The organism is Nocardioides sp. B129/18, from assembly GCF_055282735.1.
In genome coordinates this window covers 15,168-41,075 of sequence record NZ_JBUZJI010000007.1, presented here as the reverse complement: position 1 = coordinate 41,075, position 25,908 = coordinate 15,168, and the positions used below count along the sequence as shown (strand labels likewise).

The following is a 25,908-nucleotide window of genomic DNA, read 5'->3' as shown; positions in this document are numbered from 1 at the left end:
GACCGCACTTCGTCCACAGGTCGATCCCCAGCCTCCCCGCGGCGCAGCGGCGTTTCTCCCCAGGTCATCCACAGGGACGGGCCGTTCCTCCACAGGGCCGGTCCGGTCCTGATTGACGCCCCGCGGGCCCGCCCCTAGGTTGTGCGGCGCGAGGCCTCCGGGCCGGGACCGGACGTCAGCACGGGGAAGGCAGGCGTCCGCGATCGGGCCGGGGGCCTCGATCCGTCCTCAGCGACCGGTGAACCGTGGTGCGCGCTTGTCCCGCAGCGCCCGCAGGCCCTCCTGGAGGTCCTCGGTGGCCAGGGTGAGCGGCTGGGCCAGGGCCTCCCACTGCAGCGCCTGCTCGAGCTCGTCGTGGCCGCCGCCGCGCAGTGCGAGCGTGGTGAGGCGGCTGGCGATCGGCGCCGTCGACGCGACGTCGGCGGCCAGGTCGAGGGCGACGTCGAGGAAGCCCTCGGGCTCGAGCACGCGCGAGGCCAGGCCGAGGGCCAGGGCCTCCTCGTCGCGCACCAGCCGGCCGGTGAGGAGCAGGTCGCGCGCCACCGCCGCGCCCACGGCCTGCGGCAGCAGGTGGGTGCCGGCCATGCCGGGGTGCAGCCCCAGGCGCACGAACGGGACGCCCATCCGCGCCCCGCGCGCCGCCACCCGCAGGTCGCAGGCCAGCGCCAGGCACAGCCCCGCGCCGATGGCCGGACCGTTGATCGCGGCCAGGGTGGGCACCTCGAGGCGCCGGATCGAGAGCCAGGCGCGATAGAAGGGCAGCATCCGGGTGCGCAGCTCGTCGACCGTGGCGGTGCCGTCGCCGGCCAGCCAGGCGGTGTCACCACCGCTGGTGAACGCCGATCCGGCGCCGGTGACGACCACGCAGCGCACGCTCGGGTCGCCGGCGAGGGCGTCGATCGCCCGCACCCAGGAGGCGGTCATCTCCGACGACATCGCGTTGCGCAGGTCGGGCTGGTCGAGCACGAGCAGGGCGACGCCGTCGCGCGGACGCTCCAGGCGCAGGTGGGTCAGGTCCGAGGTGGGCTCCATGCGGCGCACCCTAGTCACGTCCGGGTCAGGACAGGGGCGGGTCACGGCGGATCAGGGGCGTGAGGTCGCCCGTGAATCCCGCGTGAACACGCGGGGGCACGCCTGTTAGGCGCCGTGCTGAGCGTGCCGTAGGGTCGTCCCCGGCTCAGCGGCACCGGCCGCGAGCTTCCGACGGGCTTCCCCGAGCGTCCCCGTCGCGACGACCAGACATACGAAGGACAAGGAGGCCGTCATGGCGGAGACCTGGAGCGGCGAGTTCTACTGCGTCAAGTGCAAGGACAAGCGCCAGGCCGATGGCGAGGTCAAGGTCAACGAGAAGGGCACCCGCATGGCCAAGGCCAAGTGCCCCGAGTGCGGTACGAACCTGAACCGCATCCTCGGCAAGGCCTGATCGCCGAGCACCTCGACGGCGGCTCCCCAGCTCGGCTGGGGGGCCGCCGTCGCGCTTGTGCCTGTGGACGAGCGACGCCGCGCAGGTCCGCGAGCGGGTAGGAACCGGGCATGCCCGTGCTGCCCGACCACCCGATGCTCGCCCCCGGCGTCGTCCTGGCGCGTCGAGAGGTCGGCGCGCTCCAGCTCGGCTTCGAGCCGGGCCCCTCGATCCTCCTGCCCGACGGCACCGTCACCGTCGAGGCGCTGCGGTGCCTGCGCGAGCATCGCCTGCCCGACCCCGCGCAGGCCCGCGTCCGCGGCCTGCTGCTGCGGCTGGCCGCCGACGGCCTGATCGCCGACGCCGACCACGTCGCCACCTCGGGCCCCCTGGGGCGGGCGCTGGCCTCCCGCACGGGGCTGGACGCCGCCACCCGCGTCGCGCTGCGCACCGGCACCCGCGTCGTCCTCGACGCCCCTGCGGCCTGGCGCGCGGCCTGGGCCGCCGACCTCGCCGCCTGCGGCCTCGATCCGGCCGAGGACGCCGGCGAGCCGCTGCAGACCGTCGCGCTCCTCGCCCGGCCGGCCGGAGCGCTCGCAGCGGCGGCCGACCGCTGGGTCGGCGAGCAGGTGCCGCACCTGCTGGTCGCCCTCGGGGTCCACGCACACCGCGTCGGCCCCTTCGTCTCCCCCGGGCTCACCGCGTGCGCGCGCTGCCTGCAGGCCCACCTGGTCGAGGAGGACCCCTCACGACCGCTCGTCGACGACGCCCCGGACGCCACGACCTGGGCGGCGGAGTCCGATCCGGTGCTCGACCTGCGCGCCCGCGCCGAGGCGGTCAGCGAGATCGTGCGGTGGGCCGAGGGCCTGCGTCCGCGGCTGTGGTCGGCCACCAGCGCGATCACGCTGGAGGACGACGCGCAGCCGCGCACCTGGCGACGTCATCCCTGGTGCGGTTGCGCCTGGGACGAGCTGACCTGACCCCCGTCCGACCCGCACCGCCTGTCCGCCCCCTGCGCGAGGAGCCACCGCCTCACCAGTGCTCGCTGTCGAGCTTCCCCTCCATCGAGCGCAGATGCGCGCGCGAGCAGGTCGGGCAGTAGGCGTGGCGCCGCCCCCGCTCGATCGAGGTCGACCAGGTGAGCAGCTCCGCGGCGTCGTCCTCGCGACGACCGCACCAGTCGCAGGTCATCGCCCCACCGTAGACCCGGACGCGGGAGCGCGCGCCCGCGACGACCGAGAGCCGGGGCCGCGACCGCGGGTGCGGCCGCGACCCCGGCTCTCGGGATCGTGGATGGATGCTGCGAGGTGAGCCGTCAGGAGGTCAGAGGCTGCGCGCGATGCTCAGCCGGGCCTTCTGGGCCAGGGCCTCGGCCTGGCGGCCGAGGCGGAGGGCACGGGCGCGCTGACGCTCGAGCCGGATGGTCTGCGCCTCTCCCAGGCGCGCGGACATTTGCGCGCGGGCGAGCTCTTCGTGGATGAGATGCACGGTGGTTCCGTTCTGGTGGGCGGTCGCCGGGGCGACCTGGTGGTCATCGGTGGGGGTGAGGAGGTCGGTCATGTCGAATCGCCTCCTCAGAGGTCGCGCACGGCGGAGCGGAGGCGGGCGGCGTCGCGCTCGGAGCGCCGGGCCTGCCGGCGGGAGCGGGCGACACGGGCGCGGCTGCGCAGGCGCGCCTCCTGGAGGTGCTGGCTGACGCGCTCACGCGCCAGGTCCTCGACGAAGCTGTTCACGGTTCTCTCCTAGGGATGAGGTGGAGGTGGATCACACGGGGTGCTGCTGGGTGCTGCTGGGTGCTGCTGGGTGCTGCTGGGTGCTGCTGAGCGGGGCGGCTAGGCGGCGGCGTCCTTCCGCGGCCGGCCACGGGGGCGCTTGCGCGGGATGACGACGCCCTGGGCGAAGAGCTCGCCTCCCCAGACGCCCCAGGGCTCGCGCCGCTGGAGTGCGCCGTCGAGGCACAGGCTCCGCACGGGGCAGTCCTGGCACAGGGTCTTCGCGAACTCGACGTCGCTGGGCGACTCCGCGAACCAGAGCTCGGGGTCGGCGACCCGGCACGGCATGCGCTCGTGGTCGAGGTCGGGAGCGTCGAGGACATCGGCGACCGTGGTGGTCATGTGTTCACCTCCTTCGTGTCTCTCGTGGTGCGGGCTTCAGGGGGAAGGCCTTGTCCGCGGGGCGATGGAGATGCCCCAGAGAAGCAACAAGGCCGCGGATCCCGGTTCGGGTTCCGCGGCCTGGAGGCTGCCGATGTGCGCTGTCTCAACAGCTCGGCGGTCTCCAGGCGGGGATCCCGGTGGACGGCGTGCGGTACGCGGCGCCATCGGTGATGACGGCCGGCACGTCGACGCCCTGCGTGAACGCAGCAGCGCCGAAGACGTGGCCGAAGGCACCGGTCCAGGAGGTGGCGCGACCGCGACCGGTGAGGTCGAGGGCGAGGACGTCCTGGCGCGCGCATGCGGCGATGCCGAACGGCATTTGCTCGTCGCGGGTCATGAGCTGGGTCTTCATCAGGGCCACCTCCTTCGGGGCGTCGGGCGCGGGGCGTGTCAGGCCCGGAGTGCGCGGTTGGTCAGGTGTGAGGAAGGTATCCCGGATCGAATGTAAGGAGCAAATCATTTTTTTGCTCCTGACCGAATTTCCTTCGATCCGCAGCCGAAGCACCTCGACGCACCGGATTCCGTCGTCGTCGGAAGGTCTCCAGAAGGCCGTCGGCAGGCCGTCGGGAGGCCGTCTGGAGGCCGTCGGGAGGTCAGCCGACCAGCGCGAGGAGCTGCTCGCCGAACTGGTCGAGCTTCTTGCGCCCCACCCCCGAGATGCGCAGCAGCGCCTGGAGATCGCGCGGCTTGTGCTCGGCGATGAGCTGGAGCGTGGCGTCGGTGAAGATGACGAACGCCGGGACGCTGTCCTGCTCGGCGCGCTCCTTGCGCCACTCCCGCAGCCGCTCGAAGAGCTCCTCGTCGTAGGAGGCCGGGCAGTCGGCGCAGCGACCCCGCTTCTTCTCCGCCGACGTGCTCAGCGGACGCCCGCACTCCCGGCACGCCATCGCCTTGTGGGAGCGGCCCGGCGCGCTGGGCGCCTTCACGTCCTCGGGCAGCAGCGGGGCGAGGAACCGGGACGGCTTGCGGCTGCCGCGGCCCCCCGGGTTGCGCGCCAGCGCCCACGAGAGGTGCAGCTCGACGCGGGCGCGGGTGAGCCCGACGTAGAGGAGGCGACGCTCCTCCTCGATCTGGGCGGGGGTCTCGGCGTAGGTGATCGGCAGCGTGCCGTCGTGCAGGCCGCAGCAGAACACGACGTCCCACTCCAAGCCCTTGGCGGCGTGGAAGGTGGCCAGCGTGACGCCCTCGGCGACGGGGGCGTGCTGCTCGGCGGCGCGGCGGTCGAGGTCGTCGACGAAGCCGTCGAGGTCGCCGCTGCTCGACCACTCCCCCGCCTGGTCGACCAGCGCCTGCCAGGACTCCCAGCGATCGCGGGTCTGACCGCGCGAGGTGGGCGGCTGCGAGGTCCAGCCCATGCCCGCGAGGGTGCCGCACACGACCTCGACGAGCTCCTCGCCGGTGAGCGCGCCGCTGCCGCCACGGGCCGCGCCGCGCAGCCGGGTGACGGCCTCGCGCACCTCGGCGCGATCGAAGAAGCGGGCCGCACCGCGCACGACGTAGGGCAGGCCGCGGGCGGCGAGCGCCTCCTCGAAGGCCTCGGACTGGGCGTTGATGCGGAACAGGATGGCGACCTCGCCGAGCGAGCGGCCGGCGTCGCGCAGGGCGAGGATGCGGGCGGCCGTGGCCTCGGCCTCGGCGACCTCGTCGGGGTGCGGGCGGAAGGTGATCGCCGCGCCCGAGGGCTGCTGCGCGCGCAGCGCCACGCCCTCGCTGGAGGTGCCGGCGAGCAGCATGTTCGCGGCCTGCACGACCTGGGGCGTCGAGCGGTAGTTGCGCACCAGCTCGATGGAGGTCGCGCCGGGGTGCCGCTGGGCGAAGTCCTTGAGGTAGGCGGGGCTGGCGCCGGCGAAGGAGTAGATGGTCTGGGCGGGATCGCCGACCACGCACAGCTCCGACCGCCCGCCGAGCCAGAGGTCGAGCAGCGCGGACTGGAGCGGGGAGACGTCCTGGAACTCGTCGACGACGAACCACTTGTACTGGCGGCGCACCTGGGCGGCGACGCGCTCGTCGTCGGCGAGGAGGCCGGCGGTGAACAGGAGGATGTCCTCCATGTCCATGCGGCCCTCGCCGCGCTTGAGGTCCTCGTAGGAGCCGAAGACGCGCCCGACGGTCTCGAGGTCGTGGCCGGAGACCGAGCGCCCGCGCGCCCCGGCGATGCGGGCGTAGTCGTCGGGGTGGACGTTGCTGACCTTGGCCCACTCGACCTCGGCGGCGAGGTCGCGCAGGAGCGCCTGGTCGGCGCGCAGCCGCTGCTGCCGCGCGGCGCCCACCAGCAGCGGGATCTTGGACTCGGTGAGCCGCGGCAGCTCGGTGCCGTGGACATGGGGCCAGAAGTAGCGCAGCTGACGCAGGGCCGCGGCGTGGAAGGTGCGCGCCTGGACGCCTCCGGCCCCCAGGGCTCGCAGGCGTCCGCGCATCTCGCCGGCGGCGCGGGTGGTGAAGGTGACCGCCAGGACCTCGGTGGGGGCGTAGACGCCGGTGGCGACGCCGTAGGCGATGCGGTGGGTGATGGCGCGGGTCTTGCCCGTGCCGGCGCCGGCGAGCACGCGGACCGGGCCGCGGAGGGCCTCGGCGACCTGCCGCTGCTCGGGGTCGAGGGCCTCGAGGAGTGCGGCGGGATCGGGCATGGGGTCAGCCTAGAGGCCGCCGGCGACAGTCCCGGGCGCGGCTCCACAGCCCCGCCGCTCGGCCCGCTCGGCCCGGATCAGAGCCCGCGCTCGGCCAGCCAGTCGCCGACGTCGCGGCCCCAGGCGCGCGACTCCCCCGGATCGAGCACGTGCCCGGCGTCCGGGTGCTCGACGACCTCCGCCCCCGCGATCAGCGCGGCCAGGGCCCGGGTGCTCGCCGGCAGCACCAGGCGGTCCTGCGCGCTCACGTCGACCCGCGTCGGCACCCGCACGGCCGCGGCGGCCCCGCGGACGTCGACGCGCGCGGCCAGCCGCAGCTGGGCCACGAGGCCCGGAGGAGCACTCGCCGCGATCGCGGCGGCAGCGGCCTCGAAGCCGCCAGGTCCGTCGGAGCCGAGGTCGGCCAGGGCGCGGGGCGAGGAGGCGGCCAGGAGCAGGAGCCGTCCGACGTCGTCGTGCCGGCCGGCCCCGCTCAGCGTCTCGACGAGGCGCACCGTCCCGATCACGGTGGCGTCGGCCCGCGCGAAGCCGACGCCGAGCACCAGCCCGGTCACGCGCTCGGGGTGCCGCTGGGCGGCCCTCAGCGCCACGGCGGCGCCGAGGGACATGCCGAGCACGGGGAAGCGCTCGTGGCCGTCGTCGAGCATCGCGGCGACGAGGGTGTCGGCGAGGTCGTCGAGGTCGAGGTCGCCCCGCGCCTGCGGATTCCCGCCGGACCCGGGGTGGTCGACGCCGACCAGGCGGCGTCGGTCCTCGAGGGCGTCGATGAGGTCGGCGAAGTTCGCGGCCACGCCGCCGCCCGCTCCGTGGGCGAGGGCGAGCGGGGCGCCCCGGCCGTGACGGTGCACCTCGCGGCCGGGGTCGAGGATCGGGTCGGGGATCGGGTCGGCGGGAAGCATGCGGCGGACGCTAGGCGTTGACACCGGCGTGAAGGTCAAGACCGAGATGACCGTCGGCGAGCTCGCGACGCTCACCGGGCGCTCCGCGCGGTCGCTGCGTCACTACGACGAGCGCGGCCTGCTGCCCTCGCGGCGCGCCGCCAACGGCTACCGCGTGTTCGGCCCCGAGAGCGTCACGGTCGTGGGACGCATCGGCGCGCTGCTCGACGCCGGCTACTTCCTGGACCTCGTCGCCGCGCTGCTCCCCTGCACCGACCACGGCGGCCGGGTCGAGGTGTGCCCGGAGGTCGCCCGACGGATGCGGGCGGTGCTCGACCGCAAGGAGCGCGAGCTGCGGCGACTCGAGGAGCAGGCCTCGCTCATCCGCGCCCAGCTCGACGGCTGAGCTCTCCGAGACCGACGCCGCGCAGCGTCCGTGCGAGTCCGAGCATCACCAGCAGGGACCCCGCGAGCTCACAGCCCTCCTCGACGCCCTGCTGCAGGAGGATCCGGGTGCTGAGGAGGCTCGCCCCACCCCCGCGCACCAGGTTCTCGACGATCTCCCCCACCTCGGCTCCGAGCAGGAAGACGACGGCTCCCAGCACCATCAGACCGCGGCCGGGGCGCTCGAGGACGGCCGTCGCGCCCACGGCCACCACGACGGCGATCAGCGGCAGGGCCAGCCCCACCCAGCCGTGCACCGGCCCCCACGACGGACCGGAGCCGTCCAGCCGGGCGCCCACCTCCTCGTGCAGCGCCATCACCTCGTCCAGCGAGGCGGCGAGCGCGGCGACGGTGAGCACCCACCAGCGCCACCGCCGACGCGGCCGGGGCTCGCTGAGCCCGACCAGGGCCAGCAGAGCGGCCGTCGCCGCGTGCAGGAGGGAGGCCCACCAGGCGCTAGGACTCTGCTCGGAGCTCAGCGAGAGCCGGAGCGGCAGGTCGCGGCCTGTGAAGGACAGGGCGAGGACCACCAGGTGCGAGGCGATCAGCAGAGCCGCACCGAGCGCTCCGAGGAGGACGATCCGACGCACGAGCCACTCCAGGTCGGCGGGCCTCGACGCCTCGGGCTCGGCGATCGCGGGGTGCATCGGGGCGGAGGGCACAGGGACGGAGGGCACGGGGAGGGAGGACGACACCCGAGGACGGTGGCACAGCCGTGTCGCTCCCGCCGGGCTTCGCGGGGATCGACCGCGTGACGACGCCAGGGAACCTCCGCCCGGCGGGAACATCGACCGCACCCACCTGGTTGGATCAGACGTCCGACCACCCGCGAGCCCGGAGGCGATCCACCCGCATGTCCGCGACCTTCACGATGTACTCCACCCCCTGGTGCGGCTACTGCCACCGCCTGAAGTCCCAGCTCGACCGCGAGGGCATCCCCTTCGACGTCGTCGACATCGAGCAGCAGCCCGAGGCCGCTGCGCTGGTGGAGAAGGTCAACAACGGCAACCAGACCGTCCCCACGCTGGTCTACTCCGACGGCTCGGCGCAGACGAACCCGTCGCTCGCGCAGGTCAAGGCGAAGCTCGCCGAGCTCGGCTGAGCCTCACCAGCCCCCGGGCAGGCTCTCGCCCAGCCACGCCTCCAGGAGCGAGTGGCTGATCGAGATGCCGCCGGGCATCAGCATCCGCGCCTCGGCGACCTCCTCGAGGAGCTCGGCACGGGTCAGCCAGCGCGCCTCGGCGAGCTCGACGCCGTCGACGTGGACCTCGGTGGTCTCGGCCCGCGCGAAGAAGCCGAGCATCAGACTCGAGGGCAGCGGCCACGGCTGGTTGCCGAACCAGCGGACCTCGCCCACCCGCACGCCGGTCTCCTCGAGCACCTCGCGGCGGACGGCGTCCTCGAGGGTCTCCCCCGGCTCGCAGAATCCGGCCAGCGTCGAGAACCGCCCCTCGGGCCAGGACGCCTGACGCCCCAGCAGGCAGCGCTCGTCGGCCGAGCCGGGCTCGCCGTGGGAGACGAGCATGATGACGGCGGGGTCGCTGCGCGGGAACTGCGGACGGCCGCAGTCGAGGCAGACCAGCTCGTGGCCGGCCGCTCGGGCCTCCAGACGTCCGCTGCAGCGCGGGCAGAAGTGCGTGGCGTCGAGCCACTCGGCGATGCCCAGCGCGTGGAGCACCAGCGGCGCCATCGAGGTCTGGGGTCCGGCCAGGGCCGGCAGGACGCCGCGCAGCGGCACCCAGGAGCGATCGTCGGCCAGGGCACGGTCGGCGACGAGGGCGAACCACACGACGCCGTCGCGCTCGCCGAGCAGCACGCGCACGCCCTCGGGCGCCTGCGACGGCGCGACCCAGACGATCTCGCCACCCAGGGGACGGACCCGGGTGCCGGCGACCACCAGCACGCGGGTGGACTCCCGCGACCAGGCGTCGTCGAGCCAGGCGTCGTCCTTGCGCCGCTCGGCCACGCGGTCGTGCGGGTCCTCGGAGAGGCGGACGTGCGGCGGCGCTGGACGATCGAGGGTCACGGCGCCACCGTAGACCGCGTCACCAGGGCCTCCAGACCCGCCCGGTCGGGCAGGTCCGACGGCGACTCGATGCGCCCCGTGCGGACGTAGACGAAGGACGCCGCGACCGAATCCACCGGGACGCCGGCCAGCTCGGCCCACGCGAGTCGGTACAGCGCGAGCTGCAGCGGATCGGCGTCGGCGGCGCGCTGGGTCTTCCAGTCGACGACGAGGTAGCGCGGCGCGCCGTCGGGCCCGGCCGGCTCGGCGTAGACGGCGTCGATGCGTCCGCGCACGACCTGGCCGGCCAGCACCAGCGCGAAGGGCGCCTCGACGCGCAGCGGCGGACGGTCGCCGAAGGGCCCGGCCTCGAAGGAGGCCACCAGCGCGGCGAGCTCGGCGTCGTCGTCGACGCCGAGGTCGGCGCGGCCCGGGAGGTCGTCGTCGGGGAAGAGGCTCTGCTGACCGAAGCGCGCCTCGACCCAGGCGTGGAACCGGGTGCCGAAGCGCGCCGCCGAGGACGGTGGGCGCGGCATCGGCCGAGCGAGGTCGCGGACGAAGGCGTCGGCGTCGTCGGCCAGCCGCAGCAGCGAGGTGGCCGAGATGCTGCTGGGCACCGGCACCTCGAGGAGGTCGCCGCGATCGCGGTGGCGCTCGGCCAGCAGCCGCTCGAGCTCGGCGTCCCACTCCGCGACCAGCGCGGTCTGCGGGAGGTCGAGGCCGTCGTCGGGCTCGTCGGGGTCGGCCGCGCGCACCCGCTCGGCCGCCGCGCGACGCCGCAGCGCCTCGGCGCCGGCCTCCGCGATCGGCCACGGACGGGTCGGGTCGGCGGCGTCGTAGGGATTGGGGTCGCCCTTCTGCGGCTTCTCCCGCCAGCGCTCGACGCGCTCGCCGAGCTCCTCGAGCATCTCGCGGACCACCACCTGGTAGGCCGAGGGGCCGAAGGGCGTGGCGCGCGCGGTCCAGCAGTAGGAGGTGACGGCGAGGCGGTGCGCGGCGCGGGTGAAGGCGACGTAGCCCAGCCGCAGCTCCTCCTCGGCGTCGTGCGCGCGGGTGGCGGCGCGGTAGGCGTCGAGGGCGGCCTTGTCGTGGCCGCGCAGCTGGGGCTGGTCGTGGGCGTCGCCGCGCAGCGGGGCGGGCAGCACCGCCGGCGAGGAGACCCACAGGGTGCGCGAGCGGTTGCTCGGGAAGCGGGTCTCGCAGACGCCGACGCAGAACACCACCGGCCACTCCAGGCCCTTGGAGCGGTGGACGGTGAGCAGCTTGACGGAGTCGGCCAGGGTCGGGGTGGCGAGGTCGAGTCCGTTGCCCTGGTCGTCCTCGGCGGTGAGGTAGGCCAGCAGGGCCGGCAGGGTGACCTCGCCGTCGACGGCCTGGAAGTCGGCGACCGCGCGGACGAAGAGGTCGAGGTTGTCGCGCCGGGCCGCCGCAGCCGGGCTGACGGCCGAGGCCAGCTCGACGTCGACGCCGGTGACGTCGACGATGCGACGCACGACGTCGAGCAGGGGCTCGCCGACGTGGCGCCGCAGCGAGCGCAGCTCGGAGGAGAGCAGGGCGAAGCGGGCCCGCGCCTCCTCGGAGTAGTCGAGCTCGCCAGGGTCGTGGAGGGCGTCGTCGAGGGCGGCGACCTCGGCGGGGTCGACGTCGTCGGTGATCGCCCACAGGTGCTCCGCAGCGGTGTCGGCCGCGCCCGGGCGGGCGGCGCGACCGGAGAGCTCCTCGGCCCGCTGGCGCAGGAGTCGGAGATCGCGCGGGCCCACCGCCCACCGCGGCCCCGCGAGGAGGGTGAGCAGCGCGGCGTTGGCGGTGACGTCGTGCAGCAGGTGGAGGGTGGCGACGATCTCGGCGACCTCGGGGAGTCGCAGCAGACCGGAGAGCCCGACGATCTCGACCGGGACGCCGGCTGCGCTCAGGGCGTCGAAGACCTCGGCGGCGTGGGCGTTGTCGCGCACCAGCACCCCGACGTCGGCCCAGCGCGCACCGCCCTCGTGCACGGCCTGCACCTCGGCGGCCAGCCAGGCGAGCTCGTCGGCGGCGGTCTCGAAGACGTGGGTCTCGACGACGCCCGGCTCGGCGCCGGGCTTGGCCTCCAGCGGCGCCACCTGCGGGTAGCGCTCCAGCAGGGGCGCGGCCAGCCGGTTGGCGAGCCGCAGGATCCGCTCGTCGGATCGCCGGTTGACCGTCAGCCGGTGCACCGCGACCTCCCGGCCGGCCTCGGCAGGGAAGGTGTCGGCGAAGCCGACGATGTTGGAGATCGACGCGCCGCGCCAGCCGTAGATGGCCTGGTTGGGATCGCCGACCGCCATGACGGCGTGACCGCGACCCGCGCCCTCGGGGCCGGAGAAGAGCCGCGAGAGCAGCACCGCCTGGGCCACCGAGGTGTCCTGGTACTCGTCGAGGAGGACGACCTTGAAGCGGGCGCGCTCGGCGGCGCCGACGTCGGGATGCTCGTGGGCCAGACGCGCCGCGAGCTCGATCTGGTCGGAGAAGTCCATGAGCCCGAGGTCGCGCTTGAGGCGGCGGTAGCCGGCGACCAGCAGCAGCAGCTCACGGCGCCGGGCGATCGCGGAGCGTGCCTTCTCCAGGGCCTCGCGGTGGGTCTTGCGGGCCTTGCCGGCCTCCTCCTCGGCCAGGGCGCGCAGGAGCCCGGCGTCGGCGTCGTCGTCGACCCGGCGGACGTCGTCGGGGCCGGCGAGGTGCTCGCTCATCGAGGAGTCGAGTGCGAGGAGGTTCTGGATGGCCGTCGGCGGGTGGTCGGTGAGGTGCTCGACGTCGCCGGTGAAGCGGTCGACGACGCGCGCGCCGAGCTGGTAGCGAGCGGCGTCGGTGATGACCCGGGTGTCGGGCTCATGGCCGATGCGCAGGCCGTGGTCGGTGAGCAGCTGGGCGGCGTAGGCGTTGTAGGTGAGGACGCTCGGCTCGAGCACCTCGGCGTGCTCGTCGTCGCCGGCGCCCGGGCGCGGCAGCCCCGGCACGGGCAGCACCCCGGCCTGGGCGAGGGCCTCGCGCACCCGGCCGCGCAGCTCGGCGGCGGCCTTGGTGGTGAAGGTGAGGCCGAGGATCTCCTCGGGCCGCACCTGACCGGTGACGACGAGGTAGACCACGCGAGCGGCCATGAGGGTGGTCTTGCCCGAGCCGGCGCCGGCGATGACCACCGCCGGCTCCAGCGGCGCGGAGATCGCCCGCCACTGCTGCGGGCTCGGCGCGTACGCGGTGCCCATGACCGCCTGCAGCTCCTCGGCCGAGCCGATCGGACGCGGGGCGAAGGCGTCGGACGTCGACTCGCTCATGCCGTCACCGCCCCGGCGCTCTTGAGGGGGCACAGGGACAGGAAGCCGCAGTCACGGCAGTGCTGTCCGGCGCGCGCGGGGAAGACCTCGCTGCGCAGGGTGGACGCGGCCAGCCCGAGCTGCTCGCGCAGCAGTGTCCGGGCCTCGCCGTCCGGCGGCTGGGGCGACTGGGTCTGCACGGTGGCAGCCGCCGGGAGGTCGAGCGAGCCGAGCTGCACGAGCTCGGCGCCGCCGGCCACGGTGCCGGGCGTCCGCAGGGGCTCGGGCACCTCCGGGACGCGTGCGAGCGCGCCCTGGTCGAGCGCGAACTGGTAGAGGCCGAGCTGCAGGTGCCGCTCGACGGCGGCGCCCGAGGGCGCGCCACGGCCGGTCTTGAGGTCGACGACGACGATGCGCGGCACCGTGGCGCCTACATCTCCCTCCACCGGCACGTGCACGAGCTCGAGCCGGTCGGCGGAGCCGTGCAGCCGCACCTGCTCGCCGTCCTCGAGGTCGACGACGGCGTCGAAGCGCGCCTCGGTGGCCAGGAGCTCGCGACGGTCGGCGTGGTGCCAGGCCAGGAACCGGCGCAGCGCGGCCCGGGTGCGCTCGTGCTCGCGCGCCTTCGACCACGGGGTGCGGAACTCCAGGCGGTCCCACACCGCGTCGACCTCGGCCATGAGGGTCTCGACCCCGGCGGGGTCGTCGGCGGCCTCGAGCTCGCCGGAGGCGACCCGCTCGGCGAGGGCGTGGACGATCTGGCCGAGGTGGGCCGACTGGTGGGTGCGCGGGGCGCCGCCGGCCTCCCGCTCGAGGAACCAGCGCGCGGGACAGGTCAGCAGGCTCTCCAGCAGCGACGCCGAGATCGGCACGGGCTCCCCCGGCGGACGCACCGGCACCTGCGACCAGGTCGGGCCGCGGGTGCCCCACCAGGTGGCGGGGTCGGCCTGCGGCACCTGCGGGGCCAGCCGCGCCAGGCGACGGGCCGCAGCCTCGCGCAGCGGCTCCTCGACGTCGGGGTCGGCGAGGGTGCGGCGCAGCTCGGCGACCAGGCCGTCGAGCGAGAGCGGGCGACGGGGCCGGCCGACGACGTGCTCCACGGGCACGCCGAGCTCGTCGAGGAGGCGCGAGGGCTGCTCCCCGTCGTCGTCGGGCGAGGCCACGGCGGTGACGACCAGCTGCTCGCGGGCGCGGGTGCAGGCGACGTAGAACAGCCGCCGCTCCTCCAGCAGCAGCTCGCGCGGGCTGATCGGCGGGACGAGCTCGCCGTCGGCGCCGATGCGGTCGGCGCCCAGCAGGGTGGCGCGACGCCGGAGATCGGGCCACTGCTCGGCCTGCACGTGGGCGACGACGACCAGCCGCCACTCCAGGCCCTTGGAGCGGTGGGCGGTGAGGAGCCGGACGGCCGCACCGCGGGTGCCGCGCTCGGCGAGGGTGTCGGCGGGGATCTCCTGCTCGACGAGGGCGTCGAGGAACGCCCGGACGCCCAGGTGGTGGCGCTTCTCGGTGGTGCGGGCGGCGACCTCGAAGAGCGCGCAGACGGCGTCGAGGTCGCGGTGGGCGCGCCGGGCGGCGGCGCCGCCGAGGTCGATGCCGCGGCGCAGCCGCTCGGGCCAGCCCGTGCCCGACCACAGCAGCCAGAGCAGCTCCTCGGGCGAGGAGCCCGACCCGAGCTCGGCCCGGGCACGGGCGAGCAGCACGGCGAGCGCGCGGGCGGCGTCGACCTCGGGCCGGTCGGGGGCGCGGAGGTCGTCGAGGAACGACTCGTGCAGGACGGCCAGGCCGAGCAGGGAGCGCGACGGCCGGGGCGCGCGCTCCTCGGCGATCGCGCGGTCGCGCTCGCGCAGCCGCAGCCGGCGCGCCAGACGGCGCAGGTCGCTCGCGTCGAGTCCGCCGAGGGGGCCGAGGAGCAGGGCCTCGGCCTGGTCGCCGGGCAGCGCGGGAGCGGCGGCGTCGGGCTCGGCACCCTCCTCCTCGAGGGGCAGCGGCGAGGTGGCCACGACGACGCGCAGCGCGTCGAGCAGCGGGAGGACGGCGGGGTCGCGGACCAGCGGCACCTCGTCGGCGGCGACCTCGACGGGCACGCCCGCCGCGGCCAGGGCGCGGCGCAGCGGCGGGAGGGTGGTGCGCCCGGAGCGCACCAGGACGGCCATGTCGTCCCAGGCGACGCCCTGCTCGAGATGGGCACGGCGCAGGGTGTCGGCCAGGTGCTCGGCCTCGGCCCGCTCGGTGTCGTGCACCCGCACGGTGACGCGGTCGGCGGTGCCGGGCGCCGGCGGAGCCGCCACCGGCGCGAGGAAGGCCTCGCGCGCCTGCTCGGGGATGCTGCCGGGCAGCCCGAGACGTCCCGCGACCCGCTGGGAGGCGGTGAGCACCCGCGGGCCGAAGCGGCGTGTGGTGCGCAGGGCGACGACGTCGGCCGGACGCCCGTCGCGGTGTGGGAAGACGGTGGGGAACTCCAGGATCCCCCGCACCTCCGCACCCCGGAACCCGTAGATCGACTGGTGGGGGTCGCCGACGACGACGAGGTCGCGGCCGTCGCCGGCCAGCGCCTGCAGCAGCGCGACCTGACCGGGGTCGGTGTCCTGGTACTCGTCGACGAAGACGTGGGCGAGCTCGGCGCGCAGCTCGGCGCGGTGCAGCTCGGCCTCGAGGACGGCGCGGCGGATGAGGTCGGGGTAGTCGGTGGCGCCCTGGGCGTCGAGGACCGTGAGGTACTGCTCGAGGAACAGGCCCGCGGCCACGAACTCCGGCACCTGCTGGGCGCGCCCGAGCTCGACGAGCGCGAGGCCGTCGAGCCCCTTCTCGCGAGCGCGGGCCAGGACGGCGTGGACCTCCTTGGCGAAGCCGCGGGTGCCGAGCGCCTTGGCCAGGCCCGGCGGCCAGGCCACGGACTCGGGGGCGTCGGTGAGGAGATCGCGCAGGACGACGTCCTGCTCGGGGGCGCTGAGCAGGCGCAGCGGAGCGTCGTAGAGCTCGGCGGGGGCGTAGCGGCGGATCAGCCCGTAGGCGAAGGAGTGGAAGGTGGCCGCGACCGGCGATCCGAGGGTGCGGCCCAGCCGGGCCGTGACGCGGTCGCGCAGCTGCTCGGCGGCCTTGCGGGAGAACGTCAGCGCGAGCACCTGCTCGGGCGAGGCGCCCCGCGCCTCGACCCGCTCGACGATCGCCTCCACCAGCGTCGTGGTCTTGCCGGTGCCGGGGCCGGCGAGCACGAGGAGCGGGCCGCCGGGGTGGTCGACGACCGCCTGCTGGTGTTCGTCGAGCCGGGGCGCCGGGGGCGCCGGCACGGGGCCGAGCAGGCGCACGGCGGGGGCGGCGGCGCGGGTGGCTCCGGAGGTGGCTCCGCGAGTGGAGGAACGGCTCGAGGTCGACATCGCGGCCCATTCGACCAGACAGTGCCGACAGTTCCGGACGGGGCCGGGACGGGGGTGCGTCGGCGCCACTACGCTCGCCGCATGCGCACCGAGGTCATGTACTCCCCCGCCTACGCCACCGCCAGGCTCACCCTCGCCGCCGGCGAGACCGTCCGCGCCGAGTCCGGGGCGATGCTGGCGATGTCAGCCGGCGTCACGATGGAGACCTCGACGCAGGGCGGCGTCCTCAAGGGCCTCAAGCGGGCCGTCCTCGGCGGGGAGTCGTTCTTCATGAACACCTTCACCGCGCAGGTCGACGGCGCCGAGCTCTACGTCGCGCCGAGCCTGCCCGGCGACGTCGTCGCGTGGCCCTTGAACGGCACGCTGTTCGTCCAGTCCGGCTCCTACCTGGCCTCCTCGGCCGGCATCACGGTCGACACCCAGTGGGGCGGCGGGAAGACGTTCTTCTCCAGTGAGGGCCTGTTCATGCTGCGCATCGCCGGCCAGGGCGAGCTCGTGCTCAGCAGCTACGGCGCGATCCACGCCATCGACCTGCAGCCGGGCCAGACCTACACCGTCGACACCGGCCACATGGTGGCCTGGACCGAGGGCGTCCAGTACGCCGTGCGCAAGGTCGGCGGCTGGAAGTCGACGCTGTTCTCCGGCGAGGGCCTGGTCTGCGACCTCACCGGCCCGGGCCGCATCTACGTGCAGACGCGCAGCACCGACGCCTTCCTCGGCTGGCTGATCCCGAAGCTCCCCACCCCGCAGTCGGGCAACAGCGGCGGCGGCATCTTCTCCTGACGCGGGCTCTCCTGACGCGGGCTCAGGCGTCGGGGGCGCGGTCGTTGAACACGCCCGCCGGCTCCTGGCCGCTGAGCGCGGCGATCGCGGTCATGACGCGGTCGGTGACCTCCCGGCGGGCCCGGCCCAGCGCCATGCCCTCGTAGGACACCTCGGCCTGGGGCCCCCGGACGTGGATCGGCGCGCCGAACCGCACGGTGACCTGCGCCAGGCGCGGCAGTCGCGACCCGACCGGCTGCAGCCGCTCGGTGCCGATCAACCCGACCGGCACGATCGGGACCCCCGCGGTGAGGGCGAGGTGCGCGACGCCGGTGCGACCGCGGTAGAGCCGGCCGTCGCGCGAGCGGGTGCCCTCGGGATAGAGCCCGAACGCCTCCCCTCGCTCGAGCACCCCGAGCGCGGTGTCGAGGCTGGCCAGCGCCGCGCGCGGATCGTCGCGGTCGACCGGCAGCATGCCGAGGCCGGAGAACCAGGCGCGGCTCAGCGATCCGGAGACGCCGGTGCCGGTGAAGTAGTCGGACTTGGCGAGGAAGACCACCTTGCGCGGCACGACCACCGGGATCACCACGGAGTCGACGAAGCTGAGGTGGTTGGACGCCAGCAGCACCCCGCCGGTGGCCGGCACGTGCTCGAGGCCCTCGACGCGCGGGCGCCAGATCGCCCGGGCCAGCGGCGGGATGACCGGGTGGAGCAGGCGGTAGAGCGGGTCCTCGGCCATGACCGCCAGTCTGGCGGTTACCGGCCGGTCAGCCGAAGCGGCGTCCGTCACGCGGTGGCGTCGTCCTCTCCCGTCCTGCCCGGCCTGCCCGGCCTGCCCGGGTCGTGCGGCAGCGGCGGCTGCCAGAAGGCTGCGGGGAGGTCGACCGAGCCCGACGCGCGCACCGGCGTCCCCTCGACACGGCGCTCCTCCGCGGCCCGCGCCCGCAGCGGCTCGGGCAGCGACCCGTCGGCCCGCACCACCCGCCACCACGGCACGCCGGCCCCGTGCTCGGCCATCACCGCGCCGACCCTCCGCGGCCCGAACCGCCCGACCGCGTCGGCCAGCGCCCCGTACGTCGTCGCCCGCCCCACCGGGATGCTCTCCACCAGCGCCAGCACCTGCTCGACGTAGTCCTCCGGGTGGCGCACGGCGTCATCGTCCCATGGGTCCCAGGGGCCTCAGGAGTGGGGAGGTTTCCCCGGTCAGCCGGGGAAACCGGACGTTGTCAGGGGAAACTTCACCCGACAAGGGCCAGTTTCCCCTGACCTGATCGACGAGCCGGCGAACGTCGTCCCGCACGTCCCAGGAGCCTCAGGAGTGGGGAAGCTTCCCCGGTCAGCCGGGGAAACCGGACGTTGTCAGGGGAAACTTCCCCCGACAACAGCCAGTTTCCCCTGACCTGATCAGCCGGCCTCAGAGCGGACCGGTGAACGGCTCGGTGCCCTTCGCCAGCCGCAGGCCGGGGATGCCGGAGTGCTTCTGGGCGAAGGCGAGCTCGCGGGCGAGGTCGCCGATGTTGTTGGAGAGCGGCAGCGGGAGCAGGCCGACGGTCGACAGGACGCCGATGGCGCGGCCCTGGCCGTCGAGGAAGCCCGAGCCGGAGTCGCCGGGGATGCCCGGGGTGAGGGTGTAGACGCCGTGGCTCCAGCCGCCGTCGGCGGCCTGGTCGCCGAGGGCGAGGCCGACCTTCGGGGAGAGCGGGGAGAGCCCGCCGCGCAGGCTGGAGTCGCCGTAGCTGTAGACGCGGTCGCCGGCGGCCAGGGACGACGTCGAGAGGCCGGTCGGGCCGCCCCACTGCGGCACGCTCGGGTTCACCGTGCGACGGTCGGCGGCGGCGACGCGCACCAGGGCGAGGTCGTTGTAGGCGCAGGTGTTGGCGTCCGTGGTGCCGAGGCGACGCATCGTGATCCACGACGAGTACGCCAGGCGTCCGGTGGCCAGCACAGTGCCGTCGCTGGCGAGGTTGCCACCGCGGTTGAAGGTGACCTTGGTGCCGAGCGGCACCGAGTCGACCTTGCAGCCGTCGGTGTCGGTGGCCTCGCCCTTGCCGGCGCAGTGGGCGGCGTAGCCGAGGTAGACGTTGCCGCGGGAGTCGGTGAAGACGAAGTTGCTCGTGCACTGCGCGCCGGCGGTGTACATCTGCGTGCCCGGCGTCAGGGTCGCGGACGCGGCGGGCGCCCAGCGGGCGTAGCGGGCGGAGGCGGCGTCGGCGGGAGCGAGCCCAGGGCCGGCGAGGAGGCTGAGGAGCAGCGCGGCGAGGAGGCCGAGCGTGGCAGGCACCGCGGCGCGACCGCGGACGGGGAGCAGACGGGCAGTCATGACCCCACAACGAGTCCGGCCCCGGACCGTCACGGTCCGGGGCCGGGCTCTCAGCAGGCGGACGCCGGGGGCACCGGCGTCGGGGCCGTCAGTACGACGGCTGGCTGGGGTCGATCTGGTTGACCCACGCCACGACGCCGCCGCCGACGTGCACGGCGTCGTCGTAGCCGGCGCCCTTGACGACGGCCAGCGCCTCGGCCGAGCGCACGCCCGACTTGCAGTGCAGGACCACCTGGATGCCGGAGTCGACGCTGGGCAGCTGCTCGAGGGCGTTGCCGTTGAGGAACTCGCCCTTGGGGATCAGCACCGAGCCGGGGATCTGGTTGATCTCGTACTCGTTGGGCTCGCGGACGTCGACGAGGACGAAGTCGCGGCTGCCCTCGGCGCGCTCCTTGAGCATGTGGTCGAGCTGGGTGACCGAGATCGTCGAGCCGGCGGCGGCGTCGGCGGCCTCGTCGGAGATCGCACCGCAGAAGGTCTCGTAGTCGATGAGGCCGGTGACGGTGGGGTTCTCGCCGCAGAGCGCGCAGTTGGGGTCCTTGCGGACCTTGAGCTTGCGCCAGCTCAGCTCGAGGGCGTCGTAGATGACCAGCTGGCCGACGGCGGGGTCGCCGGCGCCGGTGAGCACCTTGATGGCCTCGTTGACCTGGATCGAGCCGATGCTCGCGCACAGCACGCCCAGGACGCCGCCCTCGGCGCAGCTGGGCACCATGCCCGGCGGCGGGGGCTCGGGGTAGAGGCAGCGGTAGCAGGGCGCGTCGACGCGGTTGCCGTCGGTGTCGACCGCGTGCGGCCAGAAGACCGACGCCTGGCCGTCGAAGCGGTAGATCGAGCCCCAGACGTAGGGGATCTTCAGGAAGTACGCGGCGTCGTTGACCATGTAGCGCGTCGCGAAGTTGTCGGTGCCGTCGACGATGAGGTCCCAGCCCTCGAAGATCTGCAGCACGTTGTCGTTGTCGAGGCGCTCCTCGTAGACGACGACCTCGATGAGCGGGTTGATCTCCGCCACCGACTCCTTCGCCGAGACCGCCTTGGGGCGGCCGACGTCGGACTGGCCGTGGATGATCTGGCGCTGCAGGTTCGACTCGTCGACCTCGTCGAACTCGACGATGCCGAGCGTGCCGACGCCCGCGGCCGCGAGGTACATGAGGGCGGGGCTGCCCAGGCCGCCGGCGCCGATCACGAGCACCCGGGCGTTCTTCAGCCGCTTCTGCCCGGTCATGCCGACGTCGGGGATGATCAGGTGGCGGCTGTAGCGACGGACCTCGTCGACGGTCAGCTCGGCTGCCGGCTCCACGAGTGCTGGGAAGGTCACGACCGGTGCTCCTCGGTGTGGGTGGCGGACGTCGACGGGTGGTGTCGACGACGACGGACTCCGGGCGCAACGCTCGGCGTCGCGCCGGTGTTCCCACCATCGTGGCCTCGCGCCCCCGGCGAGCCTGACGAGTCCCGTCATGCGGACCCGCGGCTACCTGCGAGTAGGCTTCCCGCTCGCGGGTGCGTCGGCACCCGTGGTCCGAGAGCACCAGCGCCGAGGAGCATGACGGTGAGCACCGGTCAGTTCGACACCGAGTCCCGCCCCCGAGGCGGCCGCATGCCGCGCCGCGAGCGCCGCGCGCAGCTGCTCGACAGCGCCCTCGAGGTCTTCGTCGCGCAGGGCTACCACGCGGCCGCGATGGACGACATCGCCGAGCGCGCGGGCGTCTCCAAGCCGGTGCTCTACCAGCACTTCCCCGGCAAGCTCGACCTCTACCTCGCGCTGCTCGACGCCTCCTGCGACACCGTCATCGCCAACTGCCGCGCGGCCCTGGAGTCCACCGACGACAACAAGCTGCGCGTGGCCGCGACGATCGACGCGTTCTTCGAGTACGTCGCCAACGACTCCGGCGCCTTCCGCCTGGTCTTCGAGTCCGACCTCACCAACGAGCCGGCCGTCCGCGAGCAGGTCGACCGCGTCACCCACGAGTGCGCGGCCCTCATCGCCGAGGTCATCCGCGACGACACCGGCCTCCCGGACGCCGCCTCCCGCCTGCTCGCGGTCTCGCTGGTGGGCATGGCCCAGGTCAGCGCCCGCTTCTGGCTCGACGAGGGCGGCGGCATCGAGCGTCCGCAGGCCGCGGCGCTCGTCGCGGGCCTGGCCTGGCGCGGCATCCGCGGCTACCCCAAGGCCGAGGACCACCCCGAGCACTGACCCCGGCGCCGATCCCCCGGCGGGAACAGAACACCGGCCCCGTACGCTTCGAGCCAGCGAGTGCCCGCCGTCCGGCGGCCCGAGACGAGGAGGTTCCCGTGGAGGTCAAGATCGGCGTGCAGCAGGCCGTGCGTGAGCTGGTGGTCGAGACCGACGCGTCGCCCGACGACGTCGCCGCGCAGGTCGCCGAGGCCGTGTCCGGCGAGGGCGTGCTGACCCTGAAGGACACCAAGGGCCGCACGATCATCGTGCCCAGCGCCAAGATCGCCTACGTGGAGATCGGCAGCAGCACGGTCGGCGCGGTCGGCTTCCGCAGCTGACACGCACCTGACGCTGGACCGAGGTCCGACTGACGCAGACGCACGAGGGGCCCGGAGCAGCAGCTCCGGGCCCCTCGTCCTGCCTGGGCGGAGCTCAGGACTCCAGGCCGAGGCTGGCCATCCGCTCGGTGTGCCGCTCGGTGAGGCGGGTGAACATCCGCCCGATGGCGGCGAGGTCGAGACCCGGCCGGTCGACGCCGCCGGCCAGCAGCGAGGAGAGCGCGTCGCGCTCGGCGGCGACGCGCTGGGCCTGGGTGAGCGCCTCCCCCATGAGCCGGCGTCCCCACAGCGCGAGGCGTCCACCGAGCCGCGGGTCGGCGGCGATGGCCGCCCGCACCCGCTCGACGGCGAACGCGGCGTGGCCGGTGTCCTCCATCGAGGAGACGACGAGGTCGCGCGTGCCGGCGTCGAGGAAGGCCGCGATCTCGCGGTAGAAGTCGTCGGCGAGCCCGTCGCCGACGTAGGCCTTCACCAGGCCCTCCCACCAGTCGGCCGGCTGAGTGCGCTCGTGGAAGGAGTCGACGGCCACCCGGAAGGGACGCATCGCCTCGTAGGGGTCGGCGCCGAGCGCGCTGATGCGCCCGTGCAGCAGCGCGACCTTGCCGAACTCCTTCGAGGCCATCCCCGCGATGGCCACCTTGTCCTCCAGCGACGGCGCGAGCTGGGCGTCCTCGGCGAGCCGCTCGAAGGCGGAGATCTCGCCGTAGGCGATCACGCCGAGGAGGTCGACGACGGCCTCGCGGTAGGCCGGGTCGGCGAACGCGAGGGCGTCCTCCTCGAGCGCGGACGCGGCGGCGGGGGCCTGCGGATCGGTGGCGGCACCGGCTTCGGGGGTGGACATGCGCGCAGCGTATCCGGGCGCCGCGTCGCCCAGGGATCGCCCAGGGATCGCCGCGGGATCGCCGCGGGATCGCCGCGGGATCGCCGCGGGATCGCCGAGGAAGCCACTGCGTGGACGTCCACGGGCTAGACTGGCCCTCGCACGACCTCGTGCACCCGCCGCATCCCCGCGCCACCCGGGGCGGAGCGAGCGGCACGCATGTGCGCGGCGAGCCCGTGACCTCACTGATGAGTCCACGCCGTCGGCCTCTCGGCCCGGCGTCCGTGAACCCACGTTCGTGACTCGACCCGGCCCGCCGCATTCCGACACGAATCGGCCTGACCGTCCGAGATCACGAAAGCGACAAGCCACTGACCACCTTCCGCGAGCTCGGGGTGCGCCCCGAGATCTGTGACGCGCTCGAGCGCGCCGGCATCACCACGCCCTTCGCCATCCAGGAGATGACGCTGTCGGTCGCCCTGCAGGGCACCGACCTGATCGGCCAGGCCCGCACGGGCACCGGCAAGACCCTCGCCTTCGGCATCCCGGTGCTGCAGCGCAGCACCCCGGTGAGCGACCCCGCCTACGCGGAGAAGCCGCAGGGCAAGCCGCAGGCCCTCATCGTCACGCCCACGCGCGAGCTGACGATCCAGGTCGCCAGCGACCTCGCCCTGGCCGGCGCCGACCTCGGCCTGCGGGTCCTCACCGTCTACGGCGGCGTGGGCTACGAGCCCCAGCTGGAGGCCCTCGAGGCCGGCGTCGACGTCGTCGTCGGCACCCCGGGTCGCCTCATCGACCTCGCCAACAAGCGGGCCCTCGACCTCTCCCACGTCCACGCCCTCGTCCTCGACGAGGCCGACGAGATGCTCGACCTCGGCTTCCTGCCCGACGTCGAGAAGCTGCTGCGGATGACCCCGTCCAACCGCCAGACCATGCTGTTCTCGGCCACGATGCCCTCGGCCATCGTCGCCCTGGCCCGCATGCACATGAACACGCCGATGAACATCCGCGCGGAGTCCTCCTACGAGATCGCCACCGTGCCGGCCACCGAGCAGTTCATCTACCAGGCCCACGACCTCGACAAGCCCGAGATCATCGGCCGCATCCTGCAGGCCGACGACGTCGAGAAGGTCATCGTCTTCACCCGCACCAAGCGCCAGGCGCAGCGGGTGGCCGACGACCTCGTCGAGCGCGGCTTCAGCGCCAGCGCCCTGCACGGCGACATGGCCCAGGTCGCGCGCGAGAAGGCGCTGGCCCGGTTCCGCGAGGACAAGCTGAAGGTGCTCGTCGCCACCGACGTCGCGGCTCGCGGCATCGACGTGCGCGGCGTCTCCCACGTCATCAACGCCACCTGCCCCGAGGACGACAAGACCTACGTCCACCGCATCGGCCGCACCGGCCGCGCGGGGGCCACCGGCAAGGCGATCACCTTCGTCGACTGGGCCGACCTGCACCGCTGGAAGCTCATCAACAAGGCGCTCGACCTGCCCTTCGACGAGCCGCAGGAGACCTACTCCACCTCCGAGCACCTCTTCACCGACCTCGGCATCCCGGCCGGCACCAAGGGCCGCATCGCGCCCCCGAAGCCGGTCGAGCGGCGTGAGCCCGCCGAGCGCGGCGAGCGCTCGGAGCGGGCCCCGCGCAACCGCAACCGCAACCGGACGCGCACCCGCAACGGGCGCCCGGTCGAGGGCGGCGCCGCCGAGGCGCCGGCCGGACGCTCCGACGCTCCCGCGGGCGAGGGCCAGCGCGAGGGCCAGGGCGAGGGCTCGGGCGAGGGCGGCGCTCCGCGTCGGCGTCGTCGGCGTCGCAGCGGCGGCGGTGGCGGCGAGTCCGCGGCCGCTCCCGCAGCGGAGTGAGCATCAGCCACGCGTGAATCACACGGCCCCGGGGACTCCCCGGGGCCGTGTGCGGTTCCCGGCTCAGGCGACGACGACCACGCGGGTGCCGAGCGGGGCGAAGCGCCACATCCGCTCGGCGTCGGCGTAGCGCTGCCGGATGCAGCCGTGCGACTGCGCGGTGCCGAGGTCGGCCACCGTCTGCACCGGACGCCCGTCGTCGACGGGGATGGTGTGGAAGCCGATCGCCGCGCCGCTGGGGCCGCGGGTGAAGCGGACGAACAGGCGCATCGTGCCGGAGTCCTCGATGCCGCGGGCGCGGGCCGAGCGCGAGAACACCTCGTACCGGCCCGGCCTGAGGTTGTCGGTGACGCTGCCTGACACCAGGTAGGTCGAGGCGACCGAGCCGCCGGCGGTCACCAGCCAGACCCGCTGGCGGCTCTGGTCGAAGACCACGCGCCGCCCCGCGCCGGTGCCCGGCGGCAGGACGTCGTCCTGGGCCGCGGGCGCGGCCAGCGGGCCGTCGGAGGTGCGCGCCGCGGTCTCGGCGGCCACCGGTGCCGCCTCGGCGGGGTCGTCGGCGTCCGAGGGCAGCACGCCGACGCCGCCCAGCACCGCCACGAGGGTGGTGAGGACGGCCGTCGCCAGCAGGGCCACCCGGCCGTAGCGCGGGCGGGTCCGCCGGACGCGGGCTCCCGTCACGGCCGCCCCGCTCAGGCCTTCCGCTGCGCGCGGGCGACCAGGTTGACCGCCACCTGGCGGTAGGCCTGGGCGCCCTTGTTGGAGCGGCTGGTGGCGAGGATCGATCGCCCGGCGGCCGGGGCCTCGGCGAACTTGATCGTCTTGGGGATCGGGGGCTCGACGACCTCGAGGTCGTAGGTCTCCGAGATCGTCTCGAGCACGGTGCGGGCGTGGTTGGTGCGGCCGTCGAACAGCGTCGGCAGGACGCCCCAGACCTGCAGCCCCTTGTTGGTGAAGCGGCGCACGTCGTGGACGGTGTCGAGCAGCTGCCCGACGCCGCGGTGGCTGAGGGTCTCGCACTGCAGCGGCACCAGGACGCCGTCGGCGGCGGTGAGGGCGGCGACGGTGAGCACGCCCAGCGAGGGCGGGCAGTCGAGCAGCACCCAGTCGTAGGAGGCGTCGGCCTCGGCCAGCGACTCCAGGACGCCGGCGACGACGTGCTCGCGGCCGGTGCGCGTCAGCAGGTCGGCCTCGGCGCGGGCCAGCTCGATCGTGGCCGGCAGGAGGTCGACGCCGTCGTCGGTCTTCAGGATGACCTCGCGCGGGTCGGTGCCCTTGGTGAGCACCTGGTGCACGGAGATCTCGAGGTCCTCGGGGTCGATGCCCAGGGAGAAGGTCAGGCACGCCTGCGGGTCGAGGTCGACGAGCAGCACGGAGTGGCCCAGCTCGGCGAGCGCGGCGCCGATCGAGGCCACCGAGGTGGTCTTGGCGACGCCGCCCTTCTGGTTGGCGATCGCGAGTGTCGTGGTCATCGCTCGCCA

Annotated in this window: 27 protein-coding genes; 8 read left to right on the top strand and 19 right to left on the bottom strand. The window is 74.5% G+C overall.

All coding sequences use genetic code 11. The features are described from left to right. Positions 1 to 228 precede the first annotated feature (228 nt). Positions 229 to 1,032 carry an enoyl-CoA hydratase/isomerase family protein gene (locus tag ACZDWJ_RS07090; protein WP_463520230.1) on the bottom strand — a complete coding sequence of 268 codons (804 nt, stop codon included), beginning with the start codon at positions 1,030 to 1,032 and terminating at the stop codon, positions 229 to 231. 232 nt (positions 1,033 to 1,264) lie between these two features. On the opposite strand from ACZDWJ_RS07090, the gene ACZDWJ_RS07085 reads away from it, so the two are divergent. Both ACZDWJ_RS07085 and ACZDWJ_RS07080 read left to right on the top strand, forming a co-directional pair. Further along, entirely contained in the window at positions 1,265 to 1,423 is a 159-nt protein-coding gene (locus tag ACZDWJ_RS07085) for a DUF5679 domain-containing protein (protein ID WP_463520229.1), read from the top strand. A 110-nt stretch (positions 1,424 to 1,533) separates the two neighbouring features. Then, positions 1,534 to 2,382, top strand: coding sequence for a hypothetical protein (locus ACZDWJ_RS07080; protein WP_463520228.1), 849 nt, complete (start codon positions 1,534 to 1,536; stop codon positions 2,380 to 2,382). A gap of 52 nt (positions 2,383 to 2,434) precedes the next feature. On the opposite strand, the gene ACZDWJ_RS07075 is transcribed toward ACZDWJ_RS07080, so the two are convergent. The 7 genes from ACZDWJ_RS07075 to ACZDWJ_RS07045 form a co-directional block, all read right to left on the bottom strand. Then, positions 2,435 to 2,593 carry a hypothetical protein gene (locus ACZDWJ_RS07075; RefSeq protein WP_463520227.1) on the bottom strand — a complete coding sequence of 53 codons (159 nt, stop codon included), beginning with the start codon at positions 2,591 to 2,593 and terminating at the stop codon, positions 2,435 to 2,437. Positions 2,594 to 2,725: 132 nt separating this feature from the next. Then, a complete protein-coding gene (locus tag ACZDWJ_RS07070; protein ID WP_463520226.1) occupies positions 2,726 to 2,962 on the bottom strand; it encodes a hypothetical protein in 237 nt (78 codons plus the stop codon). Positions 2,963 to 2,976: 14 nt separating this feature from the next. Continuing rightward, positions 2,977 to 3,135, bottom strand: a complete 159-nt coding sequence (locus ACZDWJ_RS07065) for a hypothetical protein (RefSeq protein WP_463520225.1) — start codon at positions 3,133 to 3,135, stop codon at positions 2,977 to 2,979. A 99-nt stretch (positions 3,136 to 3,234) separates the two neighbouring features. Continuing rightward, on the bottom strand, positions 3,235 to 3,516 hold the full coding sequence (locus ACZDWJ_RS07060; protein ID WP_463520224.1) for a WhiB family transcriptional regulator: 282 nt from the start codon (positions 3,514 to 3,516) through the stop codon (positions 3,235 to 3,237). Between the two features lie 145 nt (positions 3,517 to 3,661). Beyond that, positions 3,662 to 3,910 (bottom strand): hypothetical protein, encoded by a 249-nt coding sequence (locus ACZDWJ_RS07055; RefSeq protein ID WP_463520223.1) that lies wholly within the window; start codon positions 3,908 to 3,910, stop codon positions 3,662 to 3,664. Positions 3,911 to 4,151: 241 nt separating this feature from the next. After that, positions 4,152 to 6,185, bottom strand: coding sequence for an ATP-dependent DNA helicase UvrD2 (locus ACZDWJ_RS07050; protein ID WP_463520222.1), 2,034 nt, complete (start codon positions 6,183 to 6,185; stop codon positions 4,152 to 4,154). Between the two features lie 77 nt (positions 6,186 to 6,262). Then, positions 6,263 to 7,084, bottom strand: a complete 822-nt coding sequence (locus ACZDWJ_RS07045) for an alpha/beta fold hydrolase (protein ID WP_463520221.1) — start codon at positions 7,082 to 7,084, stop codon at positions 6,263 to 6,265. A gap of 28 nt (positions 7,085 to 7,112) precedes the next feature. On the opposite strand from ACZDWJ_RS07045, the gene ACZDWJ_RS07040 reads away from it, so the two are divergent. Then, positions 7,113 to 7,469, top strand: coding sequence for a MerR family transcriptional regulator (locus tag ACZDWJ_RS07040; protein WP_463520220.1), 357 nt, complete (start codon positions 7,113 to 7,115; stop codon positions 7,467 to 7,469). On the opposite strand, the gene ACZDWJ_RS07035 is transcribed toward ACZDWJ_RS07040, so the two are convergent. After that, positions 7,444 to 8,169 carry a hypothetical protein gene (locus ACZDWJ_RS07035; RefSeq protein WP_463520219.1) on the bottom strand — a complete coding sequence of 242 codons (726 nt, stop codon included), beginning with the start codon at positions 8,167 to 8,169 and terminating at the stop codon, positions 7,444 to 7,446. The genes ACZDWJ_RS07040 and ACZDWJ_RS07035 overlap by 26 nt on opposite strands. 191 nt (positions 8,170 to 8,360) lie before the next feature. Here ACZDWJ_RS07035 and ACZDWJ_RS07030 point away from each other — a divergent pair, with 191 nt between their 5' ends. Further along, complete coding sequence (locus tag ACZDWJ_RS07030; RefSeq protein ID WP_463520218.1) at positions 8,361 to 8,609, top strand: mycoredoxin; 249 nt, start codon at positions 8,361 to 8,363, stop codon at positions 8,607 to 8,609. Between the two features lie 3 nt (positions 8,610 to 8,612). On the opposite strand, the gene nudC is transcribed toward ACZDWJ_RS07030, so the two are convergent. The 3 genes from nudC to ACZDWJ_RS07015 form a co-directional block, all read right to left on the bottom strand. After that, positions 8,613 to 9,533 (bottom strand): NAD(+) diphosphatase, encoded by a 921-nt coding sequence (gene nudC / locus ACZDWJ_RS07025; RefSeq protein ID WP_463520217.1) that lies wholly within the window; start codon positions 9,531 to 9,533, stop codon positions 8,613 to 8,615. Beyond that, complete coding sequence (locus ACZDWJ_RS07020; protein ID WP_463520359.1) at positions 9,530 to 12,733, bottom strand: UvrD-helicase domain-containing protein; 3,204 nt, start codon at positions 12,731 to 12,733, stop codon at positions 9,530 to 9,532. The genes nudC and ACZDWJ_RS07020 overlap by 4 nt, the downstream gene beginning before the upstream one ends. A gap of 65 nt (positions 12,734 to 12,798) precedes the next feature. Beyond that, positions 12,799 to 16,155, bottom strand: coding sequence for an ATP-dependent helicase (locus ACZDWJ_RS07015; protein ID WP_463520216.1), 3,357 nt, complete (start codon positions 16,153 to 16,155; stop codon positions 12,799 to 12,801). 81 nt (positions 16,156 to 16,236) lie between these two features. Between ACZDWJ_RS07015 and ACZDWJ_RS07010 the strand changes: the two genes are divergently transcribed. Further along, positions 16,237 to 16,938 (top strand): TIGR00266 family protein, encoded by a 702-nt coding sequence (locus tag ACZDWJ_RS07010; protein WP_463520215.1) that lies wholly within the window; start codon positions 16,237 to 16,239, stop codon positions 16,936 to 16,938. 22 nt (positions 16,939 to 16,960) lie between these two features. On the opposite strand, the gene ACZDWJ_RS07005 is transcribed toward ACZDWJ_RS07010, so the two are convergent. From ACZDWJ_RS07005 to moeZ, 4 genes are all read right to left on the bottom strand, one after another. Next, positions 16,961 to 17,656 carry a lysophospholipid acyltransferase family protein gene (locus ACZDWJ_RS07005; protein WP_463520214.1) on the bottom strand — a complete coding sequence of 232 codons (696 nt, stop codon included), beginning with the start codon at positions 17,654 to 17,656 and terminating at the stop codon, positions 16,961 to 16,963. Positions 17,657 to 17,703: 47 nt separating this feature from the next. Further along, positions 17,704 to 18,066 (bottom strand): MGMT family protein, encoded by a 363-nt coding sequence (locus ACZDWJ_RS07000; RefSeq protein WP_463520213.1) that lies wholly within the window; start codon positions 18,064 to 18,066, stop codon positions 17,704 to 17,706. A 265-nt stretch (positions 18,067 to 18,331) separates the two neighbouring features. Continuing rightward, the gene (locus ACZDWJ_RS06995; protein WP_463520212.1) at positions 18,332 to 19,237 is read right to left on the bottom strand and encodes a hypothetical protein; all 906 of its coding nucleotides are present in this window, start codon (positions 19,235 to 19,237) and stop codon (positions 18,332 to 18,334) included. 88 nt (positions 19,238 to 19,325) lie between these two features. Continuing rightward, positions 19,326 to 20,552 (bottom strand): adenylyltransferase/sulfurtransferase MoeZ, encoded by a 1,227-nt coding sequence (gene moeZ, locus ACZDWJ_RS06990; RefSeq protein ID WP_463520211.1) that lies wholly within the window; start codon positions 20,550 to 20,552, stop codon positions 19,326 to 19,328. 279 nt (positions 20,553 to 20,831) lie between these two features. Between moeZ and ACZDWJ_RS06985 the strand changes: the two genes are divergently transcribed. After that, positions 20,832 to 21,428 carry a TetR/AcrR family transcriptional regulator gene (locus ACZDWJ_RS06985; RefSeq protein WP_463520358.1) on the top strand — a complete coding sequence of 199 codons (597 nt, stop codon included), beginning with the start codon at positions 20,832 to 20,834 and terminating at the stop codon, positions 21,426 to 21,428. 98 nt (positions 21,429 to 21,526) lie between these two features. Then, the gene (locus ACZDWJ_RS06980; protein WP_463520210.1) at positions 21,527 to 21,748 is read left to right on the top strand and encodes a DUF3107 domain-containing protein; all 222 of its coding nucleotides are present in this window, start codon (positions 21,527 to 21,529) and stop codon (positions 21,746 to 21,748) included. A gap of 94 nt (positions 21,749 to 21,842) precedes the next feature. Here the strand turns inward: ACZDWJ_RS06980 and ACZDWJ_RS06975 are convergent, their stop codons facing one another. Beyond that, entirely contained in the window at positions 21,843 to 22,589 is a 747-nt protein-coding gene (locus ACZDWJ_RS06975; RefSeq protein ID WP_463520209.1) for a ferritin-like fold-containing protein, read from the bottom strand. 299 nt (positions 22,590 to 22,888) lie between these two features. Here ACZDWJ_RS06975 and ACZDWJ_RS06970 point away from each other — a divergent pair, with 299 nt between their 5' ends. Then, entirely contained in the window at positions 22,889 to 24,427 is a 1,539-nt protein-coding gene (locus tag ACZDWJ_RS06970; protein WP_463520357.1) for a DEAD/DEAH box helicase, read from the top strand. A gap of 63 nt (positions 24,428 to 24,490) precedes the next feature. Here the strand turns inward: ACZDWJ_RS06970 and ACZDWJ_RS06965 are convergent, their stop codons facing one another. Both ACZDWJ_RS06965 and ACZDWJ_RS06960 read right to left on the bottom strand, forming a co-directional pair. Next, positions 24,491 to 25,108 carry a L,D-transpeptidase gene (locus tag ACZDWJ_RS06965; protein ID WP_463520208.1) on the bottom strand — a complete coding sequence of 206 codons (618 nt, stop codon included), beginning with the start codon at positions 25,106 to 25,108 and terminating at the stop codon, positions 24,491 to 24,493. A gap of 11 nt (positions 25,109 to 25,119) precedes the next feature. Continuing rightward, complete coding sequence (locus tag ACZDWJ_RS06960) at positions 25,120 to 25,899, bottom strand: ParA family protein (protein ID WP_463520207.1); 780 nt, start codon at positions 25,897 to 25,899, stop codon at positions 25,120 to 25,122. Positions 25,900 to 25,908 lie beyond the last annotated feature (9 nt).